This is a genomic window from Vibrio sp. 10N.222.47.A9, assembly GCF_963872585.1.
Taxonomy (GTDB): Bacteria; Pseudomonadota; Gammaproteobacteria; order Enterobacterales; family Vibrionaceae; genus Vibrio; species Vibrio splendidus.
This window is the reverse complement of sequence record NZ_CAWNBB010000028.1, coordinates 12,386-29,101: the sequence shown is the minus strand read 5'-3', so window position 1 is coordinate 29,101 and position 16,716 is coordinate 12,386. Positions and strand designations below refer to the sequence as shown.

General features: G+C 48.8%; 17 protein-coding genes and 1 pseudogene. 15 read left to right on the top strand and 3 right to left on the bottom strand.

The window, feature by feature from the left end:
* The 5 genes and pseudogenes from AACT19_RS07360 to AACT19_RS07340 form a co-directional block, all read left to right on the top strand.
* Positions 1 to 558 (top strand): IS5 family transposase (locus AACT19_RS07360; protein ID WP_076645898.1); only part of this gene is annotated, 558 nt, incomplete at its 5' end.
* A gap of 208 nt (positions 559 to 766) precedes the next feature.
* Positions 767 to 1,675 carry an IS5 family transposase gene (locus AACT19_RS07355; RefSeq protein WP_076645897.1) on the top strand — a complete coding sequence of 303 codons (909 nt, stop codon included), beginning with the start codon at positions 767 to 769 and terminating at the stop codon, positions 1,673 to 1,675.
* A 58-nt stretch (positions 1,676 to 1,733) separates the two neighbouring features.
* Positions 1,734 to 2,090: pseudogene (locus tag AACT19_RS07350) on the top strand (DDE-type integrase/transposase/recombinase); the annotation flags it as partial.
* 323 nt (positions 2,091 to 2,413) lie between these two features.
* The gene (locus AACT19_RS07345) at positions 2,414 to 3,022 is read left to right on the top strand and encodes a hypothetical protein (RefSeq protein ID WP_076645895.1); all 609 of its coding nucleotides are present in this window, start codon (positions 2,414 to 2,416) and stop codon (positions 3,020 to 3,022) included.
* Between the two features lie 289 nt (positions 3,023 to 3,311).
* The gene (locus tag AACT19_RS07340; RefSeq protein ID WP_083717872.1) at positions 3,312 to 3,950 is read left to right on the top strand and encodes an IS6 family transposase; all 639 of its coding nucleotides are present in this window, start codon (positions 3,312 to 3,314) and stop codon (positions 3,948 to 3,950) included.
* A 371-nt stretch (positions 3,951 to 4,321) separates the two neighbouring features.
* On the opposite strand, the gene AACT19_RS07335 is transcribed toward AACT19_RS07340, so the two are convergent.
* The 3 genes from AACT19_RS07335 to AACT19_RS07325 form a co-directional block, all read right to left on the bottom strand.
* Positions 4,322 to 6,025 carry a hypothetical protein gene (locus tag AACT19_RS07335; protein ID WP_207551958.1) on the bottom strand — a complete coding sequence of 568 codons (1,704 nt, stop codon included), beginning with the start codon at positions 6,023 to 6,025 and terminating at the stop codon, positions 4,322 to 4,324.
* Between the two features lie 19 nt (positions 6,026 to 6,044).
* The gene (locus AACT19_RS07330) at positions 6,045 to 6,251 is read right to left on the bottom strand and encodes a hypothetical protein (protein ID WP_207551957.1); all 207 of its coding nucleotides are present in this window, start codon (positions 6,249 to 6,251) and stop codon (positions 6,045 to 6,047) included.
* A 1,024-nt stretch (positions 6,252 to 7,275) separates the two neighbouring features.
* Positions 7,276 to 8,115 (bottom strand): hypothetical protein, encoded by an 840-nt coding sequence (locus tag AACT19_RS07325; protein WP_076645894.1) that lies wholly within the window; start codon positions 8,113 to 8,115, stop codon positions 7,276 to 7,278.
* A gap of 680 nt (positions 8,116 to 8,795) precedes the next feature.
* Here AACT19_RS07325 and AACT19_RS07320 point away from each other — a divergent pair.
* From AACT19_RS07320 to AACT19_RS07275, 10 genes are all read left to right on the top strand, one after another.
* Positions 8,796 to 8,999 carry a TraY domain-containing protein gene (locus tag AACT19_RS07320; RefSeq protein WP_016790704.1) on the top strand — a complete coding sequence of 68 codons (204 nt, stop codon included), beginning with the start codon at positions 8,796 to 8,798 and terminating at the stop codon, positions 8,997 to 8,999.
* Between the two features lie 366 nt (positions 9,000 to 9,365).
* Entirely contained in the window at positions 9,366 to 9,563 is a 198-nt protein-coding gene (locus tag AACT19_RS07315; RefSeq protein WP_076645893.1) for a hypothetical protein, read from the top strand.
* 476 nt (positions 9,564 to 10,039) lie between these two features.
* A complete protein-coding gene (gene traA, locus AACT19_RS07310; RefSeq protein ID WP_016790706.1) occupies positions 10,040 to 10,333 on the top strand; it encodes a type IV conjugative transfer system pilin TraA in 294 nt (97 codons plus the stop codon).
* A gap of 18 nt (positions 10,334 to 10,351) precedes the next feature.
* A complete protein-coding gene (traL, locus tag AACT19_RS07305; RefSeq protein ID WP_016768463.1) occupies positions 10,352 to 10,654 on the top strand; it encodes a type IV conjugative transfer system protein TraL in 303 nt (100 codons plus the stop codon).
* A gap of 8 nt (positions 10,655 to 10,662) precedes the next feature.
* Positions 10,663 to 11,232, top strand: a complete 570-nt coding sequence (traE, locus tag AACT19_RS07300; RefSeq protein ID WP_016768462.1) for a type IV conjugative transfer system protein TraE — start codon at positions 10,663 to 10,665, stop codon at positions 11,230 to 11,232.
* Positions 11,229 to 11,972 carry a type-F conjugative transfer system secretin TraK gene (traK, locus tag AACT19_RS07295; protein ID WP_083717871.1) on the top strand — a complete coding sequence of 248 codons (744 nt, stop codon included), beginning with the start codon at positions 11,229 to 11,231 and terminating at the stop codon, positions 11,970 to 11,972. Before traE ends, traK begins: the two co-directional genes overlap by 4 nt.
* Complete coding sequence (locus AACT19_RS07290; protein WP_076645892.1) at positions 11,962 to 13,431, top strand: TrbI/VirB10 family protein; 1,470 nt, start codon at positions 11,962 to 11,964, stop codon at positions 13,429 to 13,431. The genes traK and AACT19_RS07290 overlap by 11 nt, the downstream gene beginning before the upstream one ends.
* Positions 13,432 to 13,440: 9 nt before the next feature.
* The gene (gene traV / locus AACT19_RS07285) at positions 13,441 to 13,806 is read left to right on the top strand and encodes a type IV conjugative transfer system lipoprotein TraV (RefSeq protein ID WP_076645891.1); all 366 of its coding nucleotides are present in this window, start codon (positions 13,441 to 13,443) and stop codon (positions 13,804 to 13,806) included.
* 2 nt (positions 13,807 to 13,808) lie between these two features.
* Positions 13,809 to 16,391: a type IV secretion system protein TraC gene (traC, locus tag AACT19_RS07280; protein WP_076645890.1), complete on the top strand. Its 2,583-nt coding sequence runs from the start codon at positions 13,809 to 13,811 to the stop codon at positions 16,389 to 16,391.
* Positions 16,381 to 16,716 (top strand): TrbI F-type domain-containing protein, encoded by a 336-nt coding sequence (locus AACT19_RS07275; RefSeq protein WP_016768853.1) that lies wholly within the window; start codon positions 16,381 to 16,383, stop codon positions 16,714 to 16,716. The genes traC and AACT19_RS07275 overlap by 11 nt, the downstream gene beginning before the upstream one ends.

Genomic DNA, 16,716 nt, shown 5'->3' with positions numbered 1-16,716 from the left:
ACTGGCCTTAAGGTTTATGGCGAAGGTGAATGGAAAGTCAAAAAACACGGGACGGATGGCAAGCGTAGAGTCTGGCGAAAGCTTCATATTGCCGTCGATACCAACACTCATGAGACCATTGCCGCCGAGCTAAGTTTATCGACGGTTACAGATGGAGAAGTACTCCCGAACTTACTGAAACAAACACGCCGAAGTATCCTTAAGGTGTCTGGTGATGGCGCTTACGACACGAGAGCATGTCACGCTGCTATTGAGATTAAGCGAGCCGTTGAGCTTATTCCCCCAAGAGAAGGGGCTGCCTTCTGGGAACGTGGTCATCCTCGAAATCTCGCCGTGGGTTGCCAGAAGTTATACGGCTCAAATAAGTATTGGAAAGAGCGGTATGGATACCACAGACGTTCACTCTCAGAAACAGCGATGTATCGAGTTAAACAGTTACTAGGAGGACGATTGAGCTTAAGAAATTACAATGCACAGGTGGGTGAAACTTACGCGATGATAAAAGCGTTGAACAAGCTTACTGGATTAGGTATGCCTGAAACTTGTAGTATTGACTAAGAAATACGCGAAACGGGGTGGCTCTATCTCTAAATTTAATTACGCAACAAAGCCACTATTACCGAGCTGTCGATAAATTTTGAAATGTGATCGATTATTATCTTAGCCCGAACCGTGATGAGGCTGCTGCGGCGTTGTTGCCTAAATCAGTTGAACCTTTTTCGAGTCTTGCGATCTGATCCTTTATGATGGTTAGAGCGGTGGTGACATGGGTAAGGCAAAAAAGAAGATAACTAACTGGGCGGAGTACAATAAGGCTCTGTGCAAACGGGGCTCGGTTACGTTCTGGATAGATGATTCAGCCGTAGATGCATGGCGATGCAAAGCCCATCATGGTAAGCGTGGTAGAGGCTTCCAGTACTCTGATACAGCGATTGAAACTGCATTGATGATTAAGGGGATATTCTCTCTACCATTGCGGGCTCTTCAAGGTTTTATCGACTCTATCTTTGAGCTACTGGAGGTTCCACTGACGTCCCCTGACTACACGTGTATCAGCAAACGCTCGAAGACAGTTCAGGTCAAATATCGTAACAAATCCAGAGGAGCTATTCGCCATATCGCTATTGACTCGACTGGTCTCAAAGTCTTTGGCGAAGGTGAGTGGAAGGTGAAAAAGCACGGCGCCGAAAAACGCAGAACTTGGCGCAAACTGCACTTAGCCGTTGATGTAGAAACTCATGAGGCCATTAGTGCAGAAGTCAGTCTTGTAAGTGTTGGCGATAGCGAAGTGCTGCCAACATTACTCAACCCTTTACGTAGAAAGGTAGATACCGTATCTGCCGATGGAGCGTATGACACAAAAAGTTGCTATGAGACCCTGCAAAATAAGGGCAGTACTCCGTTGATACCGCCTCGAAAGAATGCGGCACTTTGGGAAGAAGGGCATCCCAGAAATGAAGCAGTAAAGGCTTTGAAAAACGGAACAATAGCGGAGTGGAAATCTGAGTCGGGTTATCACTATCGCTCAATATCTGAGACCGCAATGTCTCGATATAAAGGACTAACCAGCGGTAAATTGAGCTTGAGATGTTATAACGCTCAAGTGGGAGAAATCATGGCGAATGTCAAAGCTATAAACAAAGTCATAGGACTAGGTATGCCTGTTCGAAACTAACGGCGAGTCACATATGGCGTCGTTGGTCTTTAAACCGATTTGATCAACAACGCCGGCTGCTGCTAAAGCCTTTCTGAATAAGGCCATTTCACAAAATGGTTTACCAAGCAAAGTTGTCATAGATGGAAGTAAGAGTAACTACGCGGCCATTGATTTGATGAATGTTCAGCTTTGGTTGACGGGTTATTTTATGCTCTCACTGGTAGAGATTTTGGATATTAAATATCTGAACAATATCGTTGATCAGAACCACCGTTGGGTAAAGCAGAAAACACGTCAAGCTTTGGGTTGGAAGTCAAAGGAAGGAGCTTTGGCCAGTTTACATGGGCGGGAGGTGTGGACGATGTTGAAACAAGATCAGATAGATATTGTAGGCCAGACGGCCTTTGAACGATTCTACGCACTCGCTGTATAATTGCATCTGTAGGGTGGAGCTGTCACTCCTCTAACCAGATTTGCGACAGAACCCGTTTTCGTTCCATTGGACTTCAAACCCCGATTTCTATCTAATATTTACTGGTCGCACATCTTACCAGTGTCTGTTAGCTTTCTTAAATAAATAAAATTAAGTTCAGTTGTGAGTGTATATTAACAAAACTCTCATATCGTTAATATACGTTTCAAATTGTAGCTGATTGTTAATGAAATTTAATGTAAATACATACAAAATATCATTGAATACACCCTAACTAAGTTGTACTTTAGCCTTGATTTATAAAATGTATATCTGGATGTATAATGAAAAAAATAAGTAAAATAATCATTGCGTTACCTATCATGCTTTCTAGTTTCGCGCATGCTGAGCAGAATTACTTTAATAGTTTCAGTTTTGGCCTTCAAGGTGGGCAAAATAAAGGTTTGGACCAATATTTAGGATCCAAGTTTTCAGAGAAAGAAGAGCAAGACCTTGTGGGCGCATATGCTTCATTATCTTTCTCATTGACTAACAATGTATTCGTGGAAACTGAATTCTCTGGGATGAGCACCGGAAAAACTCAGTTTAGAGATCATTATGCTGGATTAGGGTTTAACGGTAACTATGTCAATGGAGTCGTGCCTTTTTTATCTGTTGGCGTAAATCGTATAGATGCAGAGCGACGCGAACTTGAGTTTAGTGAATATGCTCCTTCTGCGCATGTTGGTTTCAAATATACCCCAATTAGCTTTCTGACTTTTACTCCTAGCTATCGTTACTCTTACGTCGATAAAAATACGATGAATAAATACTCGCTAATGGGCGAGATAAATTTTACTGATTTTTTTGCGATTGAGTTAGGTGCAAGCTATAAAACTTATAAAGAATCTGAACAATGGTCTGGGGTAACAGGTTTAAAGTTCTACTTTTAATTTAAAAGTAAACCTGATTCCTTTCAGGGTTACTACTTTGTAAGTTTAGAAAACAGATCCTCATAGAATTGTTCTATGAGGATTTTTTCGTTCTTGTTGCTTATCTACAATATCCATTCGGTCTTCAGTCATTGTAGAGATATGAGGATGCATTGGCTTTGTTGCGTAATTCAATGGAACTAAATCAAGAACCTACGATCTGATCAGCTACCTCCACTCTCTCTCGGGTTTTGTCGCAAGCTTACTCAATGCTTTATGATTGCAGAAATTTTTCCTACGTAGCGATCGCATGACCATCAAATTCACAGGCCGTCGTTTTCCTTCCGAGATCATACTGCAGTCCATTCGTTACTATCTTTCCTATAAACTGAGCTACCGTGAAATTGAAGAGGTATTGGCAGAGCGTGGCATCAATGTTGATCACTCAACCTTGAACCGCTGGGTGATTAAATATGCGCCATTACTGGAGCATCAAGCTCATGGAAGAAAGAAGCCAGTAGCTTCTTCGTGGCGGATGGACGAGACTTATATCAACGTAAAAGGCCAATGGAAATACTACTACCGAACCGTTGATAAATATGGTGATGTGATTGATTTTCTTATGTGTGATAAGCGGGATGAAAAGGTGGTGATTAATGGCAGTCATTCCAATGCATTAGCACTTCACAATATCAACGTTGAGCTTTGGCATAGCGGACGCATGCTGAGCCTTGTTGAGATTCTTTCAATTAAGTCTCTGAACAATATTGTTGAGCAAAGCCACCGCAGAGTGAAAGGTAAAATGAACCAGGCACTAGGGTGGAAATCTGACGAAGGAACAAAAGCCACATTAGCTGGTATAGAGGTGTGGTCGATGATTAAAAATAGGCAGCTCGACAACCCTGAAGACTTATCTGTTTGGGAGCAGTTTTACGCGCTAGCAGCCTAATTGTATCTGAAAATCAGTGTATTTGTACTTCAACATAACTTTGCGACGCAACCGCACCGACAAAGTTTCAGCGTCCAAACGTCCAAGGTAAAGTCTTTGGTAACAGAATTATTAGATCACCAAACCGAAATTATCCTGGCTAAGGACCCACCTTTACGGTGGGTTCTTTGTTTTCTGCTGAGCCGATTACGCAGGAATCGAAGAGCCGATCAAGATCATTTACGTAATCTTGTTGGGCCTCACACACAATTCAGGCTTGGAGACATACCCTCATGCTGTTCTGCTACTGGTAGTTTCTCTACAGCCAGCCCGCAGGCCGACTCAGAAAAGTCCTCACCACGTTAGTCATAGGATGGCGGCGATGCTTACGCTTACATGTTGAGCTGCACAACCTCCTGTTTAGCATTATTGAGCGGGAACGCCGTAACGACCATACCGTTTTGTCGCAGCACGATACGGACGTTCTGGTACACTGTCATACGTCCAGCGTTCATAAAACTGAAGCGGCTATAGGTGCGAACAACCTTTCCATCAATAGTGCGGGTCTGCGTGTAATTCGCGTGGACGTCGGTCAGAGCGGCCATTATAACGCGAGTAAGATCAGAGGCCGAATTGACCGAGAGCGCACGCCAGTCCTCACGATGGCCTTGATCGCCGCCACCTCCGCCGATAGCCCATATATGGTTGAGTCCGAATGGAAAACGCTGCCGGCCGCGGTTTACAGGATTATTCAGGTAAACGATGCCAAGATTGTCACCGGTTAACGCGCCGTCGTGTGCGATCGCCGCAGTTAGCCCGGCAAACTCGTTGGCTCGGATGCCAGCTGGTAACTCCGGATTGGGCCGCAAGAATGTCCGCACCAACATATCAAACTCACTTCTTCCGGCTAGGTAATAGCGTCCGCCCGTCTGCAACTGCGGTGGTACCGCAATCGCATCGCCCTGACGACGGAGCTTGCTTTTGGCCTTCGTCACACACTCCCAACCTTGCTCGCTGGCTTCCCGCCTGGCATTTTTTTCGGTACAGCTGGCCTTGACGACTTTCTTATTACGTTTCCGCATATTGTTCGGCTCATCCGGCTTGGAGCGACTGTCCGAGGCCTGAGCTATGCTCGCAGCACTACTCAGCGCATTGGCTGCGCGCTCCGGATCGGCAATCATCCATGCATCGAGCTGCGCATTACCGGTCGTCAGATCTAGCGGCGCTGCGGCGCCAGCCTCGCTGTCGGCGTGGTAATCGTTGATGTTCTGGATCAACTCACGCACAGAGCGCGGTGACAAATTGCCGATCAAACGAATCGCATCACGGTCGGCCAGCGTGCAGTCCTCGGGGTTGCCTGTGCGGCGTGTGGGCGGATGATCGTTGCAGAACTGCACCCCCATAGCAACCTCGAAGTCAGGTACATCTCCCCCTTGAATCTCATTGGCTTCGTACACGCTCAGATCAACGTTGATGGGCTGATTCCGAACAGGAACGAGATCGATCTGTGGAACCGGCAGCCCGGGTTGCGGCAGGCTTGAGCAAATGCTCGGCGCACCGAACAGCCTCTCCCACCACCATGCGGACAGCGTTGTAACCCCCGCGATAAAATCCTCGACGCAACGCTTACTTCGATAGTGCGAGTTGAGATCGTCGGAAAAAGGCACGGAACGTTGTTCAAAGAACGCTATGCCACGGTTGTCGAGCGGGCTGGAGGTAACACTTATCGAATTTTGAACTAGCTCGTCCAGCCCTTCATTGGACAGATCCGAATCAATCGGATTTGCAATCTCCCAGCCAGCAACGATTCTTGAATCATACACAGCGGCTTCATTCACCGTGACGATCACTTTGTCGGACCATTCTGATTGCGGGGTGATCCAAGGTACGATATAGGCCGTGAACAATAGATATTTAACGTCCTTTGGAATCGGTCTCCACAGCGGTTTAGACACAATACTTTCTGCAATCAACGGCGGCGTACCGCTGCCGAAAGTAACAGAAATTGAAGAGTCAAGTACAGTCGCCGAAATGGTGGCATCACCAGCTCTTAGCGTGAAGAGTGGAGCACCCGGGACGTCGTAGGGAACCAACACTTTGACTGACCTGGCAGATTCAGCGTTCACCCTCGAATGCAGGAAAAACCATTGTATTAGCAATCTGCTCGATGGTACCGCCATCACTGGCGGTCTGGATAGAATCCATGAATCTGAGCGACTGGGCACTAACGACGGAAGGCATGGCAACCAGCGCGGTAAATAATACCGAGGTGGCGAAAAGGCGCCGTCCCAGCCTAAAATTGAATTGCTTATATTCAGTCATACTTTAGGTACCTCTTGTGGTGGACTAATTACGGATGGAGTAGTCGTACATTAATTAACCATCCGAAGTCAATAATTTAGGCATAAATCACCCACTGGAGTTATGAAATGATTTTAATATTGTGATCTGTTGTGAATTGTTATGGAGGCAAATGCCCGAGGCTAACCACTGAGCTTATTTCTAGGCTACAAACCAATAAAATGTCTCTACCGTCGACAGTCCCTGAACCAGTATCACAAATCAACCTTCAAGATCTTCGCAGAAAATTAAAATCGTTACATTGTCACCTTTAATCCCATGAGTCGCTGTGCGACGAATACCAGAACGCGCTCACGCAGTGAGTAAGATAAGGACTTATCCTCTAAATTAAGTTTAATGAATTGAGCATACCAACGGCACGAAAATTGTCCTTCGCCTTGCTAGAATCGCGAGCGAAGCGAGTAAGAGGTGCGTTGTTGGTTGATTTAACACGCAGTTGTGGTGGTGGTTCCACGAGACTCTACGTATATGCACAGGAGCTTCCTGTCGGATGACAAAAGAAAGATCCAGCGCAGCCAGCGATCGTGTTGTTCTTTTTTAGTTTATCTAATCTTAATGCTGGCTGTGGGTATCATGGAGCGAAGCGACTGCTGTAGTAAGATCGATCAAATTAGACTTGGGGATGAGACTGACGCGCTATCGCTTGTCGGCTTAACACCGGCTCTACATACAAGTATGTAGCAGCCAGCGTGAACCCTAATTTTCTATCTAATGTTTACTTAAATATTTATTTATATACGAAGTTTAACTACGGAGTACACATAACCGCAGTCCATTTTTTAGTGCCATCTTTGTGCTCTTTTCTTACATGCTTTTATTGCACTCCCTTTTGAAGTTAACATAAAAAGGCGACTCAGAACGATCGGTAGGGGAGCCGCATCAAGGTTAGACTCTGGTAAATACGGGGGATATTGTTGGATCTTCAACCAAAAATACGCTGCAGACGTGCAAAACCCTCCGCCGTTAAGCGGATACTTCTCTATAACTAGTGGGGGGAAGGGGCGTAGTGGGGCATTGCTGTGAACAAGTTAGCCACATTCTTAGCAAAATCATTACAACGCGTCGCGTTGTAGATCTCCTGAATGCCAGAAGCAATGGTACGGAAGTTTAGCCAGTCAAAACGCAAGCCTTTCTTTTCCATGCGTTTGCGTGAGGCAATAATCAACTCGCAAATATTAGGATAGCGTACCACTTTAATGTCTCTAAAGAAGGCTTCGGTGAATTGCTTGTAAGCCGCTGCGCTGCGTACTGTACCTTCGGCATCATCGACACACACATTAATGCGCTCACTGTACAAGTAAGTAGCACGTTGCAAGTATCGAATCACCTTAGCGAACGACTTCGGTGAGATATACTCGCCCCAACGTAACGCGTAGTCTTCCTGGAGCTGGTCATAGCTGATGGTTTTCAAACCGGCTTCGGTCGGCACACCAATACGGCCACCAATCAAATCCGTGTTAGGTAAGATACAAGCCAATACTTTGGCAATCAGCGTTCGGCACTGGATGTTATTGATAGCTGCGCCTCCCCAAGCGAATAGCGCAGGAAACCGTTGTGGATTATTGATAAACTCTTGGCACGCTTTCAAGATAAAAGCGTACTCGTGGGGAAGATTGACCACGTCACCACTACGAAGCAAACGTCGAGCCTTAAAGCCGATAGCGTAATCGTCCTGGTCAAGCTCTGTCTCAGATTGAGCAGGCTTAGGATTGAGCACCTCATGGTGCATCTCAATGAGTTCACGCTTACGCGCTTTACGCATCAAACGGTACGCTTTGTCGTATTGGGATTTGGCTAACGCTGGTGCAAGGTTATCTGCAAACATGAGACTCGCCCTCTAAGCCATAACCCAACGAGATCAGAATGTGAGGATCTGATGTCAATGCGGTTATTACTGAGGTCTTGAGTCTATTGGTCTCTTGCGTACAGCAAGAAAGGTTCATAGTGAACATAAATTGAATTCCTGTCAGATTTTTGGGTTGTTTAGATTGAGAGTCCAAACAATGAGCTTTTAATTTACACAAGATCGTCAGAAAGATCAAATGCTTAAATTTCAGGCACAAAAAAGCCGTCTACTGACAGGTAAGACGGCTGCTTTGCGAATGCTATATAGTTAGGATCTCACCCCTAACACATTCTCAATTCTTAAAAAATACACTACATAGAAAACTATGTAGTAGCGTGCTATGTAATGCACTTTTCACTTTAAGAATCTGCGCTAATTATAGCGCACTTACTTTATGGGGCTCAAGCCTTAAATCACATTTTTACAAAATCGTTTAACATAATGAATATTATACGTAGTTATATCAATAGCTTACATACCATCATTATAATCTGTGATACGTGATCACATATTATACTTTATTAATATAAATTTCATAGTCTTTATATTTTTCCAACCGCTTTATTTTTAACCACGCCCGCAAAAAAACACTCAATATATCCTTATTTTTCAAAACTTTAAATTAGTTCGCATTATATTCATTATGTTAAATAGAGGTAATGAGCGACGTCATTTTGAGCAAAAAATCATCCAGCCCTAAAGGTACACACGTCAACGTGAAACTCTCTGGCAAACATAACCAAATTCTGGAGAGCTCAACGGCTCACAATCGCCGTACAAAACGCGCGGAAGCCCAAGCTCGCCTAGAGCACCACCTTGAGTTGTTCGGGGTGAACTGGGAAGTCCCCAAAGATAAACCGTAATTTTTTCAAAAAAAAAGATCCCTGAATGGGATCAATGACATCCAAACGATTGTCGATTTGCTCTTTAACAACTTGCGCCATGAACGACTTAACACGGAACTTGTTTTGTGTGGGTCACTCCGAGCAAACCAGTGACGGAGGACAGGAATTCACTGAAACAGACCTTATTGACCGCTACGGCGACCGGATGCATGACCTATAGATAATGGAAGTGCATAAGCTGGTATGGCTGAACTGTGTGAATGACCCGAAATGTGAATAAGCCCCGCCTACTGTCTCGGCGGTGAGGTAGAGACAATCTCCAAAGCCTACTTCTACAGTGGGCTTTGGAGAGAACCAAGATAAACCACACAGAGGAGCGATCCCATGAAATCAAAAATGACCGCCATTCAAGAGCTTAGATTTTGGGTTGATGTCATCGAGCAAGCCGCTATTCCGGCCAACGGGGAGCGTTTAACACAAGACGAGCAAGGCGCGCTATCCCAAACGTATCGTGCTCTCGCGCAAACTGCGCTCTACGCAGCGGACAAACATAACAACACAGGAGAAAGTTCAATTAACTGAGCAACCACCGTGCGCTAGGCTTGGCCATTCACTCGCTTTTGGCTGCGATAACGAGGCGAAGCCTCTTGTTGAGACAAAAGGAGTACCGCGTCAGCGGATAGGGTAAACGTTTTTCAATGCTCACTGACCAGACAGAGGTTTTGCCCCTGAAAACGGCATAGAAAACCGTCTGTTCACAGTCAAACTGTGAGTGATGCCAACACTTAACTCACTGGGGAGTCAGTCTTGTAAGCGTCTCGCCCAAACACTCTGTGTCCTATCGACCGTCAGTGAGCATTGAACAGCCAAACCGCATTAAAAATACTACGCCTTCTTGTCTATCCGGCAAGGAGATAATAAGGGGGGGGGGGAACCCCTCCTTTATCTATTCTTTTTTGCGCTTAACCGCGTGAGTAAACTCTTCCGCTCTTTCGGCTGGTCGCTTTTTGGCGCCACCTCGCGGTGTCCTAGTACCTTAAAAACAAGGAAACTTTCCTATGCAAGTCAAAAAAACACCTCTTAAACCCCTGCCATGGCTGGCATGCGTGGCCATCCTGTCGGCTGCCCTGGTCCAGCCTGCTCTTGCCGCTGACTTATTTGCCACGGGTAAAGACATGGTGAAAGAAACCGCGGGCGATGATTCGGGTATTGAAACCGCGATGCTCGGCTTTTCCGCGCTCAGCGCAGCGGTGGTCGGCATTACATCGCGCAACTGGTTTGGCGCCGTCGGCGGCTTTGCGGGCGGCATGATGTTCTGGGAGGTGGTGAAGCCACTGGTTGGCTTAGCGTAATCATAAGGCGGCGATGACATGGAAAATAAAGCGCAGTATTACGCGATCCCTAAGTACCTCAATTCAGGCAAACGCCTGTGCGGCCTTCCAAGAGAAGAGCTCCTTCCTGCAGTGTGCATCTTTGCGCTTGGCTTTTTTGCCAAACACTACGCGATTGGTTTTGTCCTCGCGGCGGCTTGGTTTATGGGATTGAGGTACATAAAAACGCAATACGGTGAACACATCGTCGCCTACGCCCTTTATTGGTGGGGCAGCGCTTCGATTAACCAAATGCTGTTCAAACATACCCCACCGGCGATTAAACGCTATTGGTTGTCTTAAGGAGTCGTATGGAAATTTCGAACAAAAAAGACCTGTTGGCGATGAGTAAGATGCTCAACGTGTTTTTAGCGGTGGGCTTTTTCACCGCCAGCTTCGCCTGTGTGGTGCTCGCGGCGGCGTTGACCTACCTCTCACTCAAAGAGAGCCGAACGCTGGTTCCGCCGACGCTCTCACAAGCGTTTTCGGTGTCCAATGGCGACGTGGATGAATCGTATTTGATGTTGATGGGCAGTTACTTCTTGCACCTGAAATACGACATCACCCCCGCCAGCGTCTCCCGTCAATACGGGTTACTGCTCGATTATGTGCCCGCTGAGTCCTGGTCGGCCGTTCAACCGACCTTGCTGTCGGACGCGCAACAAATCACGACCAGCAACATCTCCAGTCGATTTGTGGCGGATAAAGATGGCGCCTTAGTGGCGTTGGGAACGATGCAGTTTAAACAGACCGGCACGCTCTACAAGTCTGTGGGTGACCGCGACTTAGCGCCTGAGAAAGTCACGTATGTCGTGCAAATGGCGTACCCCCATGGGGTACTGGAGCTGATTGGCATTAAAAGAGAAGGAGAACCCTCGTGAAACGCCTGCTGACCTTAGTGCCGTTACTGGCGGCCTTATCAAGCCCGTTATCGCTGGCCGACAATGTGGCGAAACGAGAAATTGATTTTAACGATGGGGACACCATCCCCGTCACCCTGTCTTCCCTTAACATCAACCGTTTGATGGTCAAGGACGATAAAATCGTCAACATCACCTGCCCCAGTGGCTTTTGTACCACGACCGCCAATCAAAAGGATAAGACAGGCTCGGTGTCGCTGAAAATCAACATTCAATTGCCGTTCAATGTTCACGTCACGACCAGTAAGGGGCGGGTCTTCTCCCTGTTTGTGAGCCCGAAAGCGACGCCGTCGGTAGTGACAGAGTTTTTACCCTCGGACAGAGCGCGTCAACAACCCTCAGTGTTTGACCGTGCGTTTGATTACCCCTCAGCGCTGGCCGAATTCACCAAGCAAATGATGCATTGGCAATTCGATGGGACGCCAATTTCCGGTTTCACGGTGCATCCGGTCGACCCTCAAACGTTACCGCCTGACGAAGGTGCCTTACCCCTTATTCCGCAAGTGGTGTTTGTCGGGCAAGACTACTCGGGGATCATTTACGAGGTCCAAAACCGCTCGAATGAGACCGTCACGTTGACCACGGCGCAGTTTTACAGTTACGCGGCGCGCAGTGCGGCGCTCGACCGTTTAACGCTTGGCCCCAATGAACGCACTCAGCTTTACTTGATCACGGGTGGAGGGGTGAGCGATGTTCGATAAATTCAGAGAGCGCTTTTTTAGCGATAAAGAGGGCGATTTTGACCGTGGTGGAGACATCAACGCCGAGACCACCAAACGTAATCAACACATTACGTCCGTGATTGTCTTGTTTCTCGTGTTGGCCGTCCTTGGGGTGTACCAGTACACCCGTCCTAAAACGGTCAAAGTGGCGCCCACGACAGCGGTGGAGTTTGGGGCCATCGTGGATAAAGGCTTCACAGAAAAAGACAACCAGTCGGCCCTCACTCAGCAACAGATGTTGATTGCCACGCTCACCAAAGAGATGCGCGATCTGAAAGGGAAGATGCAAGGGTTTAAGAAAGAGACCGAGCAGCGTATCCGCAGCGCCAAGTTGGACACCGCGTCTTTGGTGGAAGACAAGGTGCGACGTGAAATGCAAAGCACGGTGGACGAGCTGAAAGCGAAGATGGCGGCGATGCAAAGCCCGGCTTCACCGCCTGTGGATGGGTTCAATGATGGCGGTGAGGCTGCGTATCCCCTGGTGGGCGGCGATGAGACGTTTGGACAAGCGAGGCTCCCTCCTCGGCCTTTGCCTTCCTCAGACAACAACCCCAACCTCGACACGCTGGCTTACCCCCCACGCCAGCAGCGCTCCTTTGCTCAGCATCAGTTTGATAGCACCGATTTTTCGTGGCAGGAAGAGGCTGAAGCGCCCCGCCGAACCACGGACAATTATGTTCCTACGGGCACGTTTGTCACGGCGGTCGTGACGGGCGGCGCAGACGCGAATGCGGGCGTTTTAGGGCAAGGCGATACCACCCCCATGGTCTTTCAGACCTTGAACAACGGCATCTTACCCAATGGTCAGCCCTCCAAACTCAAAGATTGCACCATCACAGGGGCGACCTACGGGGAGATCTCGTCGTCACGGGGCATTGTTCGGACTCACCGCATGAGCTGCATCTTCGACAATAAAGACATTTTGGACGTGGCGGTCAAAGGCACGGTGTTCAATTTTGGTCGTAACGGCATTCGCGGTACCACCATTTTAAAAAATGGCAAAGTGGTACAGATGGCCGGCATCTCTGGCATTTTGACGGGGCTTGGGGAAGCCGGTAAAGGTTTGTCGGAAACCACGTCTACCTCGGCGCTTGGCTCAACGAGCAGCGTCTCGGGGCAAGACATTGGCCTCAACTTGTTGGGGAATGCCACCGCGTCGGTGGGCGCGAAGTTGGCCGATTACTACATCGGACTGGCAGAGATGTATCACCCCATTGTTGAAATCAATCCAGGCTCGGTGGTCAACATCGTCTTTCTGGAGGGGTTCCCGCTCGATCCGCTGGAAGCGGCCGAGTATGAACAGGCCCAAGCCCAAGAGCAGTCCTCTCAATCGAATCAACTCATGGAAGTGATCAGCAACGTGACTCAGAACCCATTAGCGAACCAAATCAACGCGCAAGGCATCCAAGTGCCGTCGTCGCCGTTTGGTCAAAAATAAGGAAACGTCATGCACAAACTCATTGTGTTTTTACCCTTGTTGCTCGGTGGCTGCGCGGCAGGCCTGGGCGAAGATTTCAGTTGTACGCAGGTGGGCGGCACATCCGGTTGCACCACCATGGATGAGATACGGCGCCAGCCGATGGGGGCCTCGCCGGTGTCTGCGGCGCAAGCGGCCCCTGACAATGTGTTCTTAACGTTGCCACGGCGCGATCGTCAAGGGGTGCCTAAACGCACTCAAGATACGGTGAGAAAAATCACCATTTTCCCATTCACGGACACGCTCGGGCATTACGTCGACACCACGGATATTTACGTGATACTCGATGAAAGTCGTTGGTCTGGGCGTCCCGCTAATGCCATCTGGAAGGATTAAGCATGCTCAGTCAACTGTTGAAACGTAAACCTTCGTTGGGGCTTGGCGGTTTAGTCGCCGACGCCAATCAGCATCAAAACCACTTCCATCATGAATTGCCGTACCGCGACTTTGATGCGCAGACCCAACTCTTTCATAACCGAAAATCGTATGGCTTTGCGCTTAAGCTGACGGTGCTTGGCGGGGCCAATGACGAATTGGTGATGTCGCTCAACAAGATGGTGATGGATTTCCCTCAAGGTGATAAGTGGGATTATCAACTGTCGATGTTTGGTCACAATCGAGTCGCGCATTACTTAGAAGCCAATGGGGACATCATGGCCAAGCGAGGCGGTATTTGCCAGCGTTTAGCCGAAGAAGAAGTGCGCTACGCGGGGTTTTCTGCGGCGAAAGGGTTTTTCCATCGTCAGCGACATAAGTTTGATTTACGCGATTACGACGCGTATTTCTTCGTGTCGACGAAAGAGAAAAAGACCGACAAGTTGGATGACGTGCGCGCGGCGATGGAAACGGCGCTGCTGCAACTCGGTGTTGAGACCGCGCGGGTCGACCCCAAAGGGCTCATTACCTTTGCGGGTGATCTCTTGAACTTTGATGCCAAGCAAGACCGCCCGATTGAGCGTGACTACAACCCGTTCGACCCGATCAACCGCCAAGTGCTGTCGCCGGATACCGAGATGATCATCAAACGGGATCACATTGCCACGCGTCACACCAATCCTTTCGGTCAAGAGACGCGCGGGCGCACCGTGTGCATGGGACTCTCTCGAGCCCCCACCGACTTTCGGTTGTACGCGATGCCCGAAGCGTTTGCATCAATTCGTAATGTCTCGCGCATGTTGACGTGCCCACATGTGTTGTCGTTGAGTTTTCGTCACAACGTCACGGGGAATTTTGAGCACGAGAACAACAAGAAAATTAATGATTTGACCAAAACACTGAAATCCCCGATGGCCATGTTTTCACCCACTGCGGGTGAAGAGTTGGAAGAGCGCACGGCCTTGCAAAAGGGGTTGGCCGACAAAGCGACCTCGGTGTGCTCGATGGTGTTGAACTTGACCTTGTTTACCCATAAAGCGCAGCAGCGCCACGACGTGCAATCGGCCAAAGAAGCGTTTTCGGCCACGGGACTCGACATCAAAGAGCAAATCATGATGCAAAGTCAAAGCGTGCTCAGTGCGCTGCCGTTTTTAATGAGCGAAGGCGTGTGGGAGGATTGTGGCCGAGCGGGTCGCGTCCGAACGTTAAAAAGTGCCAACGTGGTCAATTTTTTTCCGATGGTGCTCGATTTTAAACGCCTGGTCAGTGGCATGTTGCTGCCGACGATGCGCGGGCAAATCTCGTTTTTTGACCCCTTTCATTGTGGCAGTGACAACAAAAACATCGCCTTGACCGGCGGCTCGGGGGCGGGGAAAAGCTTTTTTACCCAGGGCTTGGTGCGCAGCGTCTACGCCAAAGGGGGGAAGTGTTGGATCCTCGACAAAGGGGACAGTTACAAAAAGCTCACCTTGATGCTCGGGGGCACCTACCTCAATCACACCAATATTTTCCTTAATCCGTTTACCCATCTAGAACAAGTCAAAAACAGCGCGCATCACGAGCCGGTCGACGGAGAGAACGTCGACCCGATGAAAGAAGCGCTCAGCAACATCACCGCCTTGTTCGCGACCATCGCGTCGCCTCATGCTGAATTGGAAGGCTATCAGATGGCGGTGCTGGGTGACGCCATTTTACGGGCGTGGGAGGACAATGGCACCATAACGATTGTGGATGACGTCCAAGCGCAGTTGTTTACGTTGGCCGATGAACATGGCCACGATCGCCGTATTCGAGACATCGCCGTACAACTGAATAAATATTGCGCAAAGGGCATTTATGGCGACACGTTCAATAAGCCTTCAATGCTCGATCCCACGGTGGATATCACCACCCTAGAGCTTGAAGGGTTCCCTGAAGATGTGCTGCGTCCGGTGGTGTTTGCGCTGATTGTGTCCATCAACCAGCAGATGTACCTCTCAGGCTCTCGCTCAACCCCCAAAATGTGCATCATCGAAGAGGCGTGGAGCTTGATGTCAGGCACCAACGCCCAGACGCGCAGTTTCATTAACACCGGTTATCGAACCGCGCGTAAATTTGGGGGATCATTTTGTACGGTGACCCAAGGTATTGGGGACTTTTTTGTGAACGAAGAAGCGCGCGCCTCTTACGATAATTCCGATATTCACATTACGCTGCGCCAAGGCGAAGGCTTTGAAAAGTTTTTGCAAGACAACCCCAAGGCGTTCAACGAAATGGAGCAAGGGATCATCAAAAGTTTCCCACGGGCTGGGGACGCTGGGTACAGCTGCGTGCGCATCAAAGCCGGTGGCCACACCACCTATCACCGCGTGTTTTCCGATCCGTTTACGCGAGCGTGCTACAGCACCGAAGCGACCGAATTTGAATACTGCGAAAACTTAGTGAAACAAGGCATGCCGAGTATCGAAGCGATAGAAGCGACCGCGCAACATTTCTACGGTCAAGAAATCGCCGACTATCAGCAAGCGCTTCAACAAAAAGCACAAGGGGTTTCCCATGACGTTTGATTTACATGGCCTATTTATAGTGGCGTGCGTGAGTATTGCCTCCTCGGTGGTGACCACCTTAGCGTTGGAGTCGCCGCCTCCCTTAGTCAGCATGGACGTAAAAAGCACCCTCGACCAATACCATAAAGAATTGCTGAAATCCCCCCTTTCTCTGCCGGAGCAAACGGATAAATTGGCGCACTTTGCCCGCGTCATGAACGAAGAAGTGGCGCGTTACGCCACTGAGCAAGGGCAAGTGGTGTTGGTCAGCGCCGCGGTCGTCGGCGGCACACCGGACATCACCGCGCACATCCAACGTGCCATTGTTGAGCGCTATGAGCCGTAG

What these genes read in the sequence shown, in the direction of transcription:
- AACT19_RS07315 (WP_076645893.1), top strand. Translation starts at nt 9,366, where the DNA reads ATGAAATCAAAAATGACCGCCATTCAAGAGCTTAGATTTTGGGTTGAT.
- AACT19_RS07340 (WP_083717872.1), top strand. Translation starts at nt 3,312, where the DNA reads ATGACCATCAAATTCACAGGCCGTCGTTTTCCTTCCGAGATCATACTG.
- AACT19_RS07275 (WP_016768853.1), top strand. Translation starts at nt 16,381, where the DNA reads ATGACGTTTGATTTACATGGCCTATTTATAGTGGCGTGCGTGAGTATT.
- AACT19_RS07320 (WP_016790704.1), top strand. Translation starts at nt 8,796, where the DNA reads ATGAGCGACGTCATTTTGAGCAAAAAATCATCCAGCCCTAAAGGTACA.
- traV (WP_076645891.1), top strand. Translation starts at nt 13,441, where the DNA reads ATGCACAAACTCATTGTGTTTTTACCCTTGTTGCTCGGTGGCTGCGCG.
- traL (WP_016768463.1), top strand. Translation starts at nt 10,352, where the DNA reads ATGGAAAATAAAGCGCAGTATTACGCGATCCCTAAGTACCTCAATTCA.
- traC (WP_076645890.1), top strand. Translation starts at nt 13,809, where the DNA reads ATGCTCAGTCAACTGTTGAAACGTAAACCTTCGTTGGGGCTTGGCGGT.
- traA (WP_016790706.1), top strand. Translation starts at nt 10,040, where the DNA reads ATGCAAGTCAAAAAAACACCTCTTAAACCCCTGCCATGGCTGGCATGC.
- AACT19_RS07355 (WP_076645897.1), top strand. Translation starts at nt 767, where the DNA reads ATGGGTAAGGCAAAAAAGAAGATAACTAACTGGGCGGAGTACAATAAG.
- AACT19_RS07330 (WP_207551957.1), bottom strand. Translation starts at nt 6,251, where the DNA reads ATGACTGAATATAAGCAATTCAATTTTAGGCTGGGACGGCGCCTTTTC.
- AACT19_RS07325 (WP_076645894.1), bottom strand. Translation starts at nt 8,115, where the DNA reads ATGTTTGCAGATAACCTTGCACCAGCGTTAGCCAAATCCCAATACGAC.
- AACT19_RS07290 (WP_076645892.1), top strand. Translation starts at nt 11,962, where the DNA reads ATGTTCGATAAATTCAGAGAGCGCTTTTTTAGCGATAAAGAGGGCGAT.
- traE (WP_016768462.1), top strand. Translation starts at nt 10,663, where the DNA reads ATGGAAATTTCGAACAAAAAAGACCTGTTGGCGATGAGTAAGATGCTC.
- AACT19_RS07345 (WP_076645895.1), top strand. Translation starts at nt 2,414, where the DNA reads ATGAAAAAAATAAGTAAAATAATCATTGCGTTACCTATCATGCTTTCT.